The organism is Bergeyella cardium (assembly GCF_009914665.1).
GTDB classification, from domain to species: Bacteria; Bacteroidota; Bacteroidia; order Flavobacteriales; family Weeksellaceae; genus Bergeyella_A; species Bergeyella_A cardium.
Window position 1 is genome coordinate 1,158,655 of the sequence record NZ_CP029149.1, and the last position, 16,179, is coordinate 1,174,833.

The window sequence follows — 16,179 nt, forward strand, 5'->3', positions numbered from 1 at the left end:
AAGGGATTGAATGATGAAGATTAAAAATCATCTGTCTGCGTGCACAGATTGCATCAAACAAAACTCATTTGCCTCATTTGCGATGGTGAAAACGCTTTTGCCTCCCAAAAATACTTTTTTTTATTAATCGGCAATAGATATGTTAAAAATCATATTGAATTAAGTTAATTTTATCATAAAGTTTTTATATATTCGCGCAATTTTAAGAACGAAAGTATTGTTTTTCTTTATGGATAAGGCTTGAAAATTTTTATAAAGGCCTCTATTTGTGATGAATTAATGAAAATACTATTTGTGATAAGAAAAATATTATAGAATTTATATATTATATAGAAATGAGAAAAGTTTTATTAGTGGGTGCGTTAGCAGCTTTTGGAGCACTAAGCGCACAACAGAAGAATTCGGTCAAGGCTAATCCGTTTGCTCTTTTAGGGGGAACAGACTTGGTAAATTATGAAAGAGCTATCGGAGAGCATTCATCTGTGGGTGGAGGTCTTGGTTTAGGTGGTTTTAAATTCGGAGGGGCTAAGTATAGCAGCTTTGGAGCTAACCTTGCATACAGATACTACTTTGAGGAGGCTCTTAGAGGCTGGTACGGTTTAGGGATTGTATTCTACCAAGGAGGGAGTGTAAAGTTAGAGACTCCTAATTTCTTTGGAGGACCTGTTCAAGAAGCAAAAAGCGACTTTAATGCTTTTGGTCTTGGAGCAAGAGGTGGTTACCAATGGATTTGGGATAGTGGATTTACTTTAGACTTAAGTTTAGGATTTACTTATTCCTCATTTAGCTATAGCGGTGATACGAATAGCCAAACTTTAGATTTGAAAGGAGGAGGTGTACTTCCTTCATTCGGAGTAGCACTGGGTTACTCTTTCTAATTAGATAGATTTATTTAATTAAACAATAGTTAAAATGGATTATGGCAAATGCTGTAATCCATTTTTTTGATAGCTTTGCCAAGAAAAAAGAAGAAACGATGAAATCCAAAGAAAAACCATTAAAAATGCTCCTTATTGCGATGTTTTTGTTCCTTGTTGGGGGCTTTAGTACTTGTCTTTCTCAGATTAAGTCCTATAATCTGAGTGATATAGAGCGATTGAACCAAGAGCAGAGGAGAATTACGGTCGTTTTTCTGCATACGGACTGGTGCCAGTACTGCAAAGCGATGCAGAGGACTACTTTTAGAAACAAAACGGTGGAGGCGCTGCTCAATGAGAATTTCTACTTCGTCAGCTTTGATGCGGAGAGCAAGGATGAAGTTCAGTTTGCGGGGAAAATCCTCAAATATCGCCCAAGGGGAAGGGGGGCGGGGGAGCATCAGCTTGTGGATTTGCTGCTTGGAGATGAGGAGCGGGTGTATCCGCAGATGGTTTTCATCAACTCGAAGAACGAGGAGGTGTATCGTCTTAATGGCTTTGTGCGGGCAAAGGAATTAGAGAAAACGCTGAGGATACTTGTCCAAACGGGAAATGAATAGAAAGAGAACCCCCACTGCGGCTTTGCAATGGGGATTTTTTTGATTAAGGGATAGGATAAAATTAATTAGAATAACTGAAAAGTTCTTCTTTCTTGCTGTTGTAGAGCCTAAATTCTAAGTATTTGAACGAGTCTCTCGGAATGATGGATACCCATTTTTTGTATTTTAAAAACCAATCTACTCGTGTACTTTTTACACCTTTTGTAAGATAGGCTTCTACAAAGGGATGTACATGGAGAAAGAGTTTCCCTCTCTCGGTTTGGATGATGTTTTTTATACTCTCTTCTATTCGCTCTATAATGACAATAGGTGCTATAATCTCCCCACCTGCATTTGGATTTTCTTCCTGTGTTTTAATATTAATCTCTGGGCGCACTCTTTGTCTGGTCATTTGTATGAGCCCGAATTTACTTGGTGGGAGTATTTTATGCTTCGCCTTGTCCCGCTTCATCTCTTCGCGGAAGTGGTCGTAGAGCTGTCTTCGTTGTTCGGGGAGGGGCATATCTATAAAATCAATCACAATAATGCCTCCCATATCTCTGAGTCTTAGCTGGCGTGCGATTTCTGTAGCCGCTATTTTATTTACAGTGAGGGCATGTTCCCTATTAGTAGTGCCAGAGACTACATTGTGCCCAGAGTTCACATCGATTACATGGAGGGCTTCTGTGTGTTCAATAACCAAATAGGCTCCTTTGGAACCAGGGATGTTTACATGCTTCCCAAAGCTCTGCTTGAGCTGCTTCTCTACATTGTAATACTCCGTGAGGGGAATATGAGAGTCATAAAACTGAACGATGTTTTTCCTTTCAGGAGCAATGACTTCCAGATAATTTTTCATATCATCAACCATTTTTTCATCATCGCAAATGATATTTACGAAATCTTGGTTGAAGTTGTCCCTCAAGATAGACGATGCTAAATCATCTTCACTAAGGACTTTTGATGGTACTTTATGCCTTTGTATGTTTTTAAATACATTTTCCCACTTGGAGATGAGTGAGTACATATCATTATGGAGGTCAGCAGCTTTCTTATTTTCTGCTACGGTTCTGATGATTACTCCGAAGCCTTCGGGTTTAATACTCTCGATTAAAGTTCTGAGCCTGTGTTTCTCCTCAGAGTTCTTGATTTTTTTTGATATTGAGATTTTATCATCAAAAGGGATGAGTACCATAAATCTGCCTGTAATGGAGATTTGAGTAGAAATCCGTGGACCTTTGGTAGAAATAGGTTCTTTGGTAATTTGAAGGAGGACGATATCGTCTTTTGAAAGGACTTTGTCTACCGTACCGTGTTTGTCTATTTCTTTTTGGATTTCAAAGTTTTTAAGGCTGGAAGTGTTTTGCCTTTTAGAAAAAATATCGTTGATATACTTTTTAAAGCTCAAATAATCAGGTCCCAAATCCTGATAATGCAAGAAAGCATCTTTTTCGTATCCTATATTGACGAAAGCCGAATTGAGGTTCGGTGCCAATTTCCTTATCCTTCCCAGAAATAAATCTCCTACTACGAACTTATTTTTGCCCTGCTCTTCGTGTAGTTCAAAGAGTCTACCATCTTCTAGTAGGGCTATTTTTGTGTGTCCGTCTTCGTGAGATACGATGAGTTCTTTTTTCATCTTACTTACTGGAAATTAAAAATTATACATAAATAAATATAGTCAATGATAAAATTATCATTAACTATATTATGCTATCAAATAAAGAGCACTATTTTTTCTTGTGTCTGTTAGCTCTTCTTCTTTTTTTTCTTTTGTGCGTCGCTACCTTGTGTCTTTTTCTTTTCTTTCCGCTTGGCATAATTTACAATTATTTATTATTAATACTCAGTTAACTCAATTACTTCACAGGGACTTTTGTTTTTACTTTCTCTACAAATGTTTTCGCTGGTTTGAAAGCTGGAATGTTGTGCGCCGGGATTTCAATCGCTATGTTTTTAGAGATATTTCTACCTGTTTTAGCTGCTCTGGTCTTTACGATGAAAGAACCGAAACCTCTTAGGTACACATTGTTTCCATTATATAGAGAAGCTCTGATTTCTTGCATAAACGCTTCAACTATTCTCTGTGTTTCGTTTTTTTCAGTCCCCAATTTGCTTGAAATTGCGGCTACTAATTCTGCCTTTGTCATTTCCTAATTTTATTTTTAATTTTGGACTGCAAATATAATATTTATTTTTGGAAACATACAAACAAAACCCTGATTTTCTTAACATTGGTAGGAAGCTATTAGATTGGTACTCGGTTTATGGTAGAGATTTGCCTTTCAGGAAAACGAAAAACCCTTATAAAATCTGGATTTGCGAGGTTGTTTTTCAGCAAACAAGAATCGCTCAGGGAATGTCTCATTACCTTAATTTTATCGAAAGATTCCCAGATATAAAAAGCCTTGCCGATGCTTCTACTGATGATGTCTTGCTCCACTGGAAGGGGCTTGGGTATTATTCCAGAGCGATGAATATCCACAAAGCAGCAAAGCAAATCGTAGAGGAGTTTAATGGCGAATTTCCTTCAGAGTACCGAGATATACTCAAACTTAAAGGTATTGGGAAGTATACCGCAGCGGCAGTTTCCAGTATTTGCTTCGGGGGGGATTATCCTGCCATAGATGGTAACTTTTACCGAGTGATTTCTCGTCTTTTTGCTGATGATTATGATATTTCTAAGTCCACCGCCTTTCAGTATTTCTCAGAAATATCAATGAAAATTATCCCTGAAAACCGTATGGGAGATTTTAACCAAGCGATGATGGATCTCGGTTCAGAGATTTGCAAGCCTAAGAATCCTGTGTGTATTATTTGCCCTGTGAATGAGGATTGCTTGGCATTCTCTACTGGAAAAACGAATCTGTTTCCCGTAAAAAATAAAAAAACAGAGGTTAAAGACTTGTCCTTAACCTATTATTTTGTGTCGTTTGAGGATAAATTCCTTATTCGCAGGAGGGGAACTGACTTTATCTGGAAAAATCTCTATGAATTTCCCGTTTCTGTGCCAGAGGCTTGGGAGCAGTATATCGCTAAGCACACAAATGTGAAGCATAAACTCACCCATAGAAACTTAAATATAGATATATACACCGTAAATCTGCCTCATCAAAATCTTTTTGAGGACTTTGCCAGCGAGGGTGATTTTATTATTTCCTCTTTTGAGGAGTCTCAGAGCAAGTCTTTCCCAAAACCATTAGAAAACTATATAAAACACAGCGCAGTTGGTGAGGCATCTTTCCATTGAGGGAGCTATTGAGCTCCCTTTTTATCAGGAAAGTATAATTTCTTTCTATGATGCGCACTCTACAGTTGCTTAATAGCAGATTTGAGTGCAAATTCTTCAGCGATGCCTCTCATCCAGATTGCGGTGTCTTCTTCATTGGTTGCTCTTTCGTAGGTATCTGCAAGGGAGAGAAGTATTTGATGATAGAAGCGTTTCATATGCTCTACCTGCATATCTTTTGTCCAGAGGTCAAGGCGTAGGGCTTCCATTTTTTCATCGTCCCATACGGAAATCATTGCTGCTTTTGTTGGTTGCTTGTCTATTCCCCCATCTTGTGCGTACCAAGCCATCTTTTCAGGGATGTGGTTCTCGTCAAGCTCTACTTCTACGGTAATATTCGTTTTTCTCATTATATCTCTTTTTTAAAATTCACTTATTTTCTATTTTCCATTATACTTGGATTCTTTAAATATCTCTTCGCCTTTTATTTTCAGGAAATCTTGAAGGCTGATGTCAGGTTTTGCCTTTAAAAAAGCTCTGCATATTTCCCAACCGATAAATGTGCCTACTTGTGGTGAGGACTCATTATCTATCTCGGTATAGAATTTTGAAAATGGTGCAGGGGCTATAAACCTCTCGCTGAGTCTTTGGTCATCACTGAAAACCAAGTCGTTTTCCACAAAGAAGTTCCAGATATTATTTTCATAGGTAGAGCACCAGTCGTATTGCTCCTGCGTATAATTCATTTTCAGGTAATCGGGCTCATTGGGTAAGAAGGCATCTTGTAGCGTCAGGAGCTTTCCTTCATAAATCATCCTGCTGATGAATGTCCTGTCGTTTGGCGAATAAGGCACAAAATACTCCGCAAAAGCATACGAAATTTTTGAGAGCAGATTACTTGGGTTCATAGACTTCTGGAAGTAGAGTTCTAATCCTTTGTAGTGAGCATTATCTTTACCCATAAAGCCTGATATATCTATAAAGAGCAGGTTTTCAGCAGGGATGTAAGCTATCGGGTTTGTAGCGCTTTGCAGAGCCGATGAATACAAAAATACCTTTGGCTGTTTAAAGTCTGGGAAATAATATTTTATATGGCTAAAAAGCCCCGCAAGGTCTTTGGACAGCTTTTGAATATTGAGTTTGGATATTGCATCTTCATAGATTTTTGCTTCTTCTTTATCTTGCCTTCGTTCTTCATACTCAGCATCGGGTACTGTCCCTTGAAACCAAGGATATTTCTTCTTAAACTCTTCTAATGGAATCTCGGTATTATAGTATTCCTTAGATATATCTATAATTTCCACTTTTGCTGAGGGTTCTTTTATTTCTACTTGCCAGCGGTTTGCTTCTTCCTTTTTGCAGGAGACTGCTAGGGTACTAAGAGCAAGGGAAATCAATATAATTCGCTGAAAATTCATCATTCTTAAAATCCAAAATAGGCTGGCAAAAATAGTATTTTTCGGTTTATCAGAGTTTGAATTCTAATTTTAGATTAAAGAACCTCCCTGTGAGCCTTACGGGTACGGCATAGATGCTGTTAGAATTCACATCAGAAATCCATTGGTTGGCTACGGTATTGTTGATATTAAATGCATTAAATATCTGCACCCCAAGGCTCAGCTCCTTAAAGTGATTCCAAAATCTATTCTTTGCTTTAAAGTCTTTTTGGTCTATAAATACTTTTGTAAGGCCTATATCCACTCTCTTGTATGCGGGCAGGGTTCTCTGGTAGCTGTAGGCAGAGGTGTAGTCGGGCTGTCCATCGGTGTTGAGTTGTACTGGTGTTCCTGTGGGCAGTCCGCTGGCATAGACTAATGTCAGGCTTACTTTCATACTTGGGAATTTCGGCATATAATCTTGGTAAAACATAGAGAATCTGAATCTCTGGTCGGTGGGTCTGGGGATATAGCCTTTGTTGTTGATATTCTCGAATACCCTTGCGTAGCTTGCAGAGATAAATGAATCTACTCCAGGCACAAATTGCCCGAATAGCCTTGCATCTATACCATAAGAATAGCCTTTTGCATTGTTTTCTCCACCGTATCGGGTGCGTACATTGTCTATATAATAAGGTATAAGCCTGTCCATTTTCTTATAATAGACTTCGGTTGTGAGTTTAAAGGGGCGGCTGGCCATACTGAATTCATAATCATTCCCCAGTATGAGCTGATAAGACCTTTGTGCTTTTATTTTCTCGTTAAAATCTCCACTAAGGTTCTTTATTTCCTTGTAGAAAGGTGCCTGATAATACACTCCTCCTGCCAGTCTGAAAAGAATATCGCTTTCCCAGTCTGGTTTCAGTGCCAGCTGGATTCTCGGGCTTATGAGTGTCTCTTTATTAAAGCTCCATTGCTGTGCTCTTACCCCTGCATTGATGAATACTTTATTCTCTCCCCAGAAGAATTTATGAGAGAGCTGTGCGTATGCTGATATTCTGCTTGGGCTTACTTTATTATTTCCCCAGATGTGGTAATTCATTTTCAGTGGGTCGCCGTTCAGCACTCCTGGTATTGTACTACTCGGTGGGGTAGAGTAGCCTTGATAATCTACAAACCGCCATTCATTGGTAAGGTCTTGTATCTCCTCTTTCTCGTATTTGATGCCTGTTTCTATATCGGTATTTACGCTTGGTGAGAATCTCGCTCTTAGCTGGGAGCCAAAAGTCCTTACGAAAAGGTCGTTTCTCGCGTGTTCTATTTGTCCACCGAGGTCGTAGTTCGGTATAGGGATTCCTGTATTTGGGTCAAAGGTCTGTATTTTATAGCCAGATGAGATATGGTAATACTCTCGCTCTCTGTTTTGGTAGGCAAAGTTATCGAGGATGATATTCCACTTTTTGTGGGGTTTATAGTTAAGGGAGAGTACTCCCATCATATTCCTGTATTCATCTTTTTCTTTTCCAGAATATCCTATTGAGACCTGTATGGGTTGGTATATTGTCCCAAATTCCACTGTCTTTTGTCTGGGAATCATCTCATATTTATTTTGAGAGTAGAATCCGAGGAAGGAAAGCCTTATTTTATCGCTGATATCATAGTTAATATAGCCTTGCAGGTCGGCATATTGAGGGTTAAAGTCAGTATCTTCATTCAGAGTGTTGAGGACAAGATTGGTATTCCTGTACCTTGCCGAAACTATTGCCGATAGCTTTTTGTTCTTCGTAGCAAGTGCTGTCGTTAGTCTTCCTCCGATGAGGCTTGCCTCTCCGCTGAGCTCATTTTTCGTTGGTTGGCGGTAGTAGATATTAAGTGCAGAAGACATTTTATCTCCATATTTCGCTTCAAAACCTCCTGCCGAGAAGCTCACCACATCTACCATATCAGGGTTAATGATACTCATCCCTTCCTGCTGAGAATTTCTTATCAAAAAAGGGCGATAAATCTCTATATCATTAATGTAAATCAAGTTTTCATCATAATTCCCTCCTCTTACCATATATTGAGACGAGAGTTCGGTGTTAGAGTTCACACTTGGGTGGGTTTTCAGTATTCCTTCCACTCCTCCCGATAGCGTAGATACTGCTTTTACATCGCTTGCAGATACTTTTACAGCGGTCAGGTCTGTTGGTTTCGTAAATCTCGTTTTCTTTTGGAATACCACTTCCTTTATCCTTTTTTCTCTAATCTCCGTAGAGTCTTTTTGTGCAAGGCAAAACAGCGGCACTAAGGCTATAATAAATCCAGATACTTTTCTCATTGTCTTTGGGGTAAATATACTCCTTTTTTAGTGGAGACAAATATAAACAAATACCCCACAGATAGAAAATTTATCACACCGAGCTTTGCTCCTTTCATTTTTTTGGCATAATACTCGCTAATACCCGTTCAAATTTTAATAAAATGAAAAAGTCCTTTATACTTTTATTTGCGTGTGTATCTTTTTTAGGCTTTTCTCAGGAAATCGGTTCTGCGGGTAAGCTCTTTAAAAACGAAAACCGATCCTCCGAACGCATCGAGCTAATGCCAAAAGAAAATTACAGATGGTCTATGCCGTACGACTATGGCTATGCCGAAGTCTTCGTAAGAATCCCCGAAGTCGGCAGGTTTACCGTAAGCGTCGGCGATCAGCAGATTACCAATTCCAATGGCGTTTTTCGGTTTTTCGACCTCTCCGCTCGCCCTCAGCAGCTCACCATCTCCTATTCCGGCATCGTCCTCTACCAAGTAAGCCTTCGCCCGAGAAATAATCACCGTATGGTCTTCGATTTCTTCTCCCGAAAAGGCCTCTTCCTGCTCGAAGACCTCGATTTAAGAACCGCCAACCAAGGGTATTATGGCAGCCAGTGGAATGATTTCTGGAACGGATACTACGGCGGTATCGGTATGATGAGAAAATCCGAATTTGAGCAGTTTTTCACCCTCTACAAAAAAGAAATGTTCGATAGAGAAAAGCTCAAATTCTTCCAAATGCAGCGCGATGTTACTTCCTTCACTACCGACCAAATCGCTATGCTAATGTCCGACCTCTCCTTTGATGATTCCAAGCTCACCCTCGCCAAAGAGGCTTACGCTCTCGTTGCCGATCCGCAGAATTACTACAAGCTCCGCGAGACTTTCTCCTTCGAGAGTGGCAAAGAGCGCTTCACCCATTTCCTCACCCAAATTCGCAAAAGATAGTCCCTAATTTCAAGGCTCATAATTGCAGATTTTATATATTCAATCCGCTAGTCCTGCACTTAAATCAGTGTGGGGCTTTTATTTAAACTTGCTGATTGAGAAATCTCTAAACAGTTCTTCTTGGCTTTCTTCAAAGGAATAAAAATCTATAGAGAATCAGATAGGAAGCAAGAGAGGGTTATAATATGCTAAACACTATGATGATAAGTATGGAAAGCCAGTAATCTATTAAGAATAGGGATACTGAGCAGGTTCTATCTAGTCGCTGGCATAGCTCTTAAAGACAATCGTCAGCTCCTCGAGTCCCTCGGTAAGCTCGTCAAGAGCTAAAACATAATCCATTTTAATTATCATAAACCTTATTTTAACCAAAGCATAAAGGCATTCCACCTACCGGAATGCCTTTATCTCTATTGCATATCTATCATTTATCCTTTTCTTATCAATAATTCCCCTCGTGCAATTAGCTTTTAGCAATTTTCTACCCTTTCCTACATAAACCCAACCAATATTCCCCCTCGAGCTAGAAGCTAAAAGCCAAAAGCCATCAGCCAACTGCTATGCGCTTATCGCTTCTCGTATCCGCACAAGCTTTTCGAGCAGTGGCTCGAGCAAATCGAGCTTCAGCATATTCGCTCCATCTGATTTCGCTACGGATGGCTCAGGGTGGGTTTCTATAAAGAGGCCATCTACACCTACTGCTACTCCTGCTTTGGCTATTGTTTCTATCAGCTCAGGCTTTCCACCCGTTATCCCACTGGATTGGTTGGGCTGCTGTAGAGAATGCGTTATGTCAAGTATCGTTGGCGCATAGTTTTGCATCACTGGAATCCCACGGAAATCCACAATAAGGTCGGTATAACCGAATGAGTTCCCCCGCTCAATAATTCCTACCTTGTTATTACCAGAATCTTTCACTTTTTGTACGGCAAACTGCATTGCTTCTGGCGAAAGGAACTGCCCCTTTTTCAGTGTAACGGTTTTCCCTGTCTTTGCTGCTGCTGCCACAAGGTCTGTCTGCCTCACGAGAAAGGCTGGTATCTGTAGCACATCCACATACTTCGCTGCCAGTTCAGCATTGGCCACCTCGTGTATGTCTGTCGTCGTCGGCAGGTCATATTTATCCCCGATTCGTCTGATAATCTCCAGCGCCCTCTCATCCCCTATGCCCGTAAAAGAGTCTATCCTTGAGCGGTTTGCCTTTTTAAATGAGCCCTTAAAGATATACGGTATTTTGTACCGGTTCGAGAGCTCCAGCACCCGCTCTGCAATCTCAAAAGCTGTCTCTTCATTCTCGATCGCACAAGGTCCCGCTATCAGGAAGAAGTTCCTCGAGTCCGTGTGCTTCATTTTATCCACTGTTAATAGCATAATATATTATTTTTAATTGATTTTACTTAATGAATCTCGTATTGTCTATCGCGTCTAATGAATTTTCTTCAATAAATATAGCAAAATACTTTTCTTCTAATGATTTTTATTTAATGCATACCCCAAAATCTTTCAAATCTAATTGATTTTATTTAATGAACAAATGCCCACACTATAGCGGGCATTAATTTCCTCCGATGCACGATAAATAATGGCTCTCCGCCCATCACCTCCAGCCATTGGCTCATCGCCAAAAGCTAGCAGCTAACCGCCAAAAGCTATCTGCCCTCTGATTTTCTTTCATACAGGTTATAATCCGTCCCTGAGGGCTTCAGTTGATAGATTTTTTCAAGCCATTTGTTCTCGCTGCTTAGGTATTCTTTTATTCGGAACTTCTTCAGCAGCTTATAATGTTCCTTGTAGAAGTCTGCGTGGGGCTCTTCATTCAGGTCGGTATAAGATAAAATGTATTTTGGTTCTCGTTTTCGTATCGTGTTATACTTATAGTTCTCTCGGTCATTGATGATTTCCTCCTGCACCTCCTTATCCACCAGCCCCACCTCGTCTATCGTCCTCAGGCCAGAGAAATACGGCACAAATCCTGCGGGTTCTAAGAATATCCACTCCTCTTTATCGGTTTCGTAGCCTTTTAAGTACAGCCCGATGCCTCTTCGGTAGTTCCATTCACCGTTCCCCGTCGCTACGGAGTGTATCATTTGGAAGAGGAGCATCGGCAAGATGTAGAATACACACAAGCTCGCCACCCATAGCCCTCTTTTTACCTTTTGTTCAATGACAAATATCAATACGGGAACGAAAAGTAAGACCTGTGGCACCCAATAATACCAATCGAAATAGCTTCTCTGCGAGAGGAACACCACCTGCTTCACCCATCCAAAGGAAAACAATGCAATGATGAAGAAATTCCTCTCTTTCCCCTCTCTGATGAGGTAGATGAAGCATAAAAGTTCAAACGCGAGAACCAATATCGTGAATGGGTTAATGCTCATCGGCAGCTTCAGCATCCCCCAGAAGTTCCCGAGGTTGATCCAAAACAGGTGTAGGTGCTCATTAAAGCTCAGGCTCTTCTCATACGCCAAGCTTTTCGCCTTTATCGTGTTGTTTACAACCTCATCAAAGTAAAGGAGGTTGAAAGATAATGCCGCGCCTACTCCTATCACTCCTCCGAGCACAAACCACCACCTGATTTTCCTTCTCCACAACACATCGGCAACGAATATAATCCCCAAGAATATCACCGTGTCTATCCGCGTAAAGAGAATAAGCGGTGGCAGCACGATTAGCGCCCAGTTTCTCGCCTTATAGAAGCCGTAGTACAGCAGACTCATCTCAAGGAAGAAGAGAATCCCGTATTCCATCCCAAGAATCGATACCTTGATAGAAGGAGGTAGCATCCCGAATATCAAAATGAATAATGCCCTTTGCTTTTCACTCACCAGGAGCATCTTAGCCAGCAGGTAAGAACCTATTGTGAAGAGTGTAGAATTAAAAATAAGAATTGGGTAAATGAAATTCTCCTTCCCCAATATCAAATTAAACAAGTAAGATACGAATACATACAAGTGGGTAGTAGATGCTGAGATTTTCGTATCACCATTAAAGCCTATCACACCATAATCGAGCAGGTTCTGAGCTACTCTCCAAGTGATGAAGGCATCTTCCTGTATGTGGTGTGTCAGTAGAAATGGCAACTTTATCAGAACGACGAAGACTACTGCGAGTACCGATAGTTTCTGTTTCATTATTGCGTTACTTTCATTATCTGGTTGGTTATTTGGTTCAGTTTTTCCTCTTGGTAGGTAGAGTCATACGGCTTCATTACCTCGAATAAGAACTGGTAGAAAGGCGCAATCTTCTGTATATTGTCCGCCTCTCTCATCGCTTTCTCTTTGCCCATCTGCTCAAGGTCTTTTATAAAGTTTTCATACCTCTTGTCTATCGGCTCTATGGATTTCACAAGGTATTGATAGCCTTTGTCCTCTTTCCCCATCTTTTTATAGGCATCTACTACGGCTCCTACTACTAATGAGTACTCAAACGGCTTCGAGCGGAGGGTTTTCCCTGCAAACTTCTGCTCATAGGCAGACAGACCTGCATAATAATCATATTCCTTAAAGATTTCTCCTTTCAGGCTTTCTGCCAGCTTTAGCCCTTTCCCTTCTTGACCAGAAATAATATAGCCATAGACTATCGAACTCAAAGAACGAGGGTCGTTATACTTGCTCACAGGGATTTCCCTATTGGCAAGATCGAGTATTTCCACTGCTTTTGCCTTTTGCCCTTTGCTTGCAAGTGCATCGGCAGCACGGCTGGCAGAGCTCCTATAGCTTACGATATTAGAAGTACAGGTTTCATCAAAATGCACACTCAAATCCTTGAAATTCCCCCAGCGATAGTTCTTCACAATGCGGTAGAGGTCATCTGCCACTACTCTTCCCATCTCGCCAGACTCCTTTTCCTTTGTTTGTATCGGTACAAGGCGGTAGGAAAAGCCATCGAACTGTAAGTAATCATTTAAGAAGAAGATATTTTCATCCTCGTAAATCCCTCCGGAGGAGAAATTAATCGTTCGTTTCCAGTCAAAATGAGCGAGGATATCCATCAGCATAAGTCCGTTTTTAAACATCGTTTGTGGCTTGTAGGTAATCACAAGATTATCCACTGTATTGGGCAAATCTTCCTTGCGAATGATTCCTGCCTTTATCGCGTTTGATTTATTTACAGGTATGTACATTCTGTTGCAAGGGATGAAGTTAAATCTCTCGTATCTGGTATCTCCAAAGTAGAATTTAAGTATCTCGTCTTTCTCCGCAGATTTAATTTTGAGGAATCTCAAGGCATCTTTCACCGAGATAGAATCCATCGTAGCATATTTTCTGAAACTTGGGAAAGCATCTTTGTGGAAGCCATTTTCTTCAAGGTTGTCGAAGAAGTTTTTCCATCTTTCTTTTGAGAAAACCAGAATCTGGTCATTTGTCCCGTCTCTGTAATCCTCGTGCTTTAATGACGAAGGCACTGGCATTGAGTTATAGGTTCGCCTTTTAATCTGGTCAAGGTACCAAGGGGTCTGTGCAAGGGTGAAATTAACCACCTTTACATCATCTCGGAAGCCTTCGGTTTCTTGTATAGCCCAAAGTGGGTAGGTATCATTATCTCCATAGACAAAAATAATGTTGTCTTTATTCAATGATTTTAATACCGAATAGGCATAGTCATACGCTGCATATCTTTTGCTTCTGTCGTGTGGCGTATAGTTCTGGAAGCCCATCATCATTGGGATAAAGAGCAGTACCACACCCGTTAAAATGACGGATGAGTTCTTATTAAACTTCCTCTGGATAAGGTTTAAAATAGCCCCAGCTCCTATACCTATCCAAATTGCAAAGGCGTAGAAAGAGCCTACCATTGCATAGTCTCTCTCTCTCGGTTCAAAGGGTTTTACTCCTGTGTAGAAGATAATCCCCACACTTGTTAGTACGAAGAGTGAGAGTAGGGCGTAGAACCTCCCGAAGTCTCTTTTCACTTGGAAATAGAAGCCTATAAATCCTAAGATAAGCGGTAGGAAGTAGAATTTCACGGTACTCTCATTAGAGTACATCTTTGGCATATCCTCTTGGTTGCCCAGCAGAAGATTATCAATGAAAGAGAAGCCCGAAATCCAGTTTCCTTTGGTATTTTCCATATGCCCTTCTAAATCATTCTGCCTTCCTGCGAAGTTCCACAAAAGATATCGGAAGTTATAATACCCATTCTGAAAGCTGATAAAGTAATCGAAGTTCTGCCAGAAGGAAGGCTTTTTTACCTTAATAAGATTATATTTCTTTACTTCCAGATAGTCATCAAGGGTTATGCTCCCATCTTCGTATTTTGCTCTAAGCTCATCAAAGGCTTGTTCTGCCTCTGGGCTTTCTTCTAAGTAAGGGTTATCAAAATTAAATTCAAAATCAGGAGCTCCGTACATAGAGATGTAGTTACTCATTACATCATCACTTTCATTAAACATACGAGGCATAAAGCTGGTGTGGGCTTTAGCATATACATAATTAAACCGCTCGCCTACCTTTCGGTATTCGCCAGTGGTGTAGTCGGGCTCATACACATCTCCAAACTTTAAGAGTCCATCATCCTTTATGGTTTTATAGCTTCCGTCATCGTTTCGTTCTATGCCGTAGTTATCGAGTTGTGCGGTGTAGTTTTGTCCGTATATCGTAGGCCAGTCGCCGTATTGCTCACGGTTGTAATAGTCCAGCATCCCAATAGCAGTATTGGGGTTGTTGAGGTTCATTGGTGGGTTAGCATTCGCTCTGATGGGGATGACCAGCCAGCACGAGAAACCGATAATCATAAAGATAACCGAGAGCGCTATCGTTTGGTTCAGGCTTTTCTTTGATTGGATGGCAGCCTTTAATCCAATAAGGCAAAGCATCACCAAGATAATAAAGGCAATCGCTGTTCCCGAGTTGAAAGGCAGTCCCAAACCATTGACTGCAAAGATTTCCGTCTTCCCAAATAAAGACATAATCAATGGGAATATAAACTTAAAGACAAGGGCTAATATCAATAGCGTAACCCCATTTGCGATGAGGAAAGACTTCCAGCTAAATTCATATTTCTTAGCATAAAATATAAGGCATATCGCAGGTATTGCCAGCATACACATCATATGTACCCCTACCGAAAGCCCTATGATAAAAGAGATAAGTATCAGCCACCGCTGATGGTGTGGGGTATCAAACTCCCGCTCCCATTTTACGATGAGCCATAGCAGTAATGCGATAAACATTGATGCCATAGCATAGACCTCGCCCTCCACTGCCGAAAACCAAAAGGTATCTGAAAAGGTAAAGCTCAGTGCTCCGATAACTCCTGCAAAAAGCACAGCGATATCGCTGCTTTCAGTCGCTTCGCCATTAGATTTGATAAAGATATTCCTCACCAAATGGGTAATCGTCCAAAACAGGAAGAGTATCGTAAAAGCACTAAACAGTGCTGAAGTTGCATTAATAACCAATGAATAATACTCCCCATTCCCCAATGCAAATATCCCCATCACTGCACCTACCAACTGAAAGAGTGCGGCACCAGGGGCGTGGGTTACTTCGAGTTTCACTGCTGAGGAAATATACTCCCCACAGTCCCAAAAGCTGAAATTAGGCTCTATCGTAGAGAGATAAGTAAGGAGGGAAATTCCAAAAACTACCCACCCTGTAATCGTATTCCACTTTTTGAAAGTTTGGTTATCCATAAAACAACAAAATCTTTTTTCGCCCCCAAAAGTAAGGTTTTAAAAATAAATACACCGTAGCCGGTGGGGCACACTTAGGACAAGATAACCACGCACCCATTAAGCTAACAGCCAAAAGCCATCAGCCAAGAGCCAACTGCTATCAGCCTGTTATTATAAGCGCTTTCTATCTTGAGAAGGATAGACTATCTATCATTAAGAATAGACATACTATTACGCTCGTAATAGACACTCTATTACG

General features: G+C 40.6%; 12 protein-coding genes. 4 read left to right on the plus strand and 8 right to left on the minus strand.

Annotated features, from left to right (window positions below; genetic code table 11):
- The first annotated feature begins 335 nt into the window (after positions 1 to 335).
- Together DBX24_RS05370 and DBX24_RS05375 are read left to right on the plus strand one after the other, a co-directional pair.
- Complete coding sequence (locus DBX24_RS05370; RefSeq protein WP_120489617.1) at positions 336 to 878, plus strand: DUF3575 domain-containing protein; 543 nt, start codon at positions 336 to 338, stop codon at positions 876 to 878.
- Positions 879 to 919: 41 nt separating this feature from the next.
- A complete protein-coding gene (locus DBX24_RS05375) occupies positions 920 to 1,477 on the plus strand; it encodes a thioredoxin family protein (RefSeq protein WP_160224210.1) in 558 nt (185 codons plus the stop codon).
- Between the two features lie 61 nt (positions 1,478 to 1,538).
- Here DBX24_RS05375 and DBX24_RS05380 read toward each other — a convergent pair whose 3' ends face one another.
- On the minus strand, positions 1,539 to 3,095 hold the full coding sequence (locus DBX24_RS05380) for an Rne/Rng family ribonuclease (RefSeq protein ID WP_120489615.1): 1,557 nt from the start codon (positions 3,093 to 3,095) through the stop codon (positions 1,539 to 1,541).
- A gap of 220 nt (positions 3,096 to 3,315) precedes the next feature.
- Positions 3,316 to 3,606: an HU family DNA-binding protein gene (locus DBX24_RS05385; RefSeq protein WP_120489614.1), complete on the minus strand. Its 291-nt coding sequence runs from the start codon at positions 3,604 to 3,606 to the stop codon at positions 3,316 to 3,318.
- Positions 3,607 to 3,653: 47 nt separating this feature from the next.
- On the opposite strand from DBX24_RS05385, the gene mutY reads away from it, so the two are divergent.
- Positions 3,654 to 4,706, plus strand: coding sequence for an A/G-specific adenine glycosylase (gene mutY, locus DBX24_RS05390; RefSeq protein WP_160224211.1), 1,053 nt, complete (start codon positions 3,654 to 3,656; stop codon positions 4,704 to 4,706).
- A 59-nt stretch (positions 4,707 to 4,765) separates the two neighbouring features.
- On the opposite strand, the gene gldC is transcribed toward mutY, so the two are convergent.
- From gldC to DBX24_RS05405, 3 genes are read right to left on the minus strand one after another with little or no spacing between them, the layout of a single operon-like run.
- On the minus strand, positions 4,766 to 5,095 hold the full coding sequence (gldC, locus tag DBX24_RS05395; protein ID WP_120489612.1) for a gliding motility protein GldC: 330 nt from the start codon (positions 5,093 to 5,095) through the stop codon (positions 4,766 to 4,768).
- Positions 5,096 to 5,125: 30 nt separating this feature from the next.
- On the minus strand, positions 5,126 to 6,103 hold the full coding sequence (gene gldB / locus DBX24_RS05400; RefSeq protein WP_160224705.1) for a gliding motility lipoprotein GldB: 978 nt from the start codon (positions 6,101 to 6,103) through the stop codon (positions 5,126 to 5,128).
- A 49-nt stretch (positions 6,104 to 6,152) separates the two neighbouring features.
- Positions 6,153 to 8,381, minus strand: coding sequence for a TonB-dependent receptor plug domain-containing protein (locus DBX24_RS05405; protein ID WP_160224212.1), 2,229 nt, complete (start codon positions 8,379 to 8,381; stop codon positions 6,153 to 6,155).
- Between the two features lie 143 nt (positions 8,382 to 8,524).
- Between DBX24_RS05405 and DBX24_RS05410 the strand changes: the two genes are divergently transcribed.
- Entirely contained in the window at positions 8,525 to 9,301 is a 777-nt protein-coding gene (locus DBX24_RS05410; protein WP_160224213.1) for a proline and serine-rich protein 1 family protein, read from the plus strand.
- 558 nt (positions 9,302 to 9,859) lie between these two features.
- On the opposite strand, the gene kdsA is transcribed toward DBX24_RS05410, so the two are convergent.
- The 3 genes from kdsA to DBX24_RS05425 all read right to left on the minus strand — a co-directional run bounded on the left by kdsA (position 9,860) and on the right by DBX24_RS05425 (position 15,938).
- Positions 9,860 to 10,651: a 3-deoxy-8-phosphooctulonate synthase gene (gene kdsA / locus DBX24_RS05415; protein ID WP_374210787.1), complete on the minus strand. Its 792-nt coding sequence runs from the start codon at positions 10,649 to 10,651 to the stop codon at positions 9,860 to 9,862.
- Positions 10,652 to 10,950: 299 nt separating this feature from the next.
- A complete protein-coding gene (locus DBX24_RS05420) occupies positions 10,951 to 12,435 on the minus strand; it encodes a DUF8728 domain-containing protein (RefSeq protein WP_160224215.1) in 1,485 nt (494 codons plus the stop codon).
- Entirely contained in the window at positions 12,435 to 15,938 is a 3,504-nt protein-coding gene (locus DBX24_RS05425; RefSeq protein WP_160224216.1) for a glycosyltransferase family 117 protein, read from the minus strand. Before DBX24_RS05425 ends, DBX24_RS05420 begins: the two co-directional genes overlap by 1 nt.
- Positions 15,939 to 16,179 lie beyond the last annotated feature (241 nt).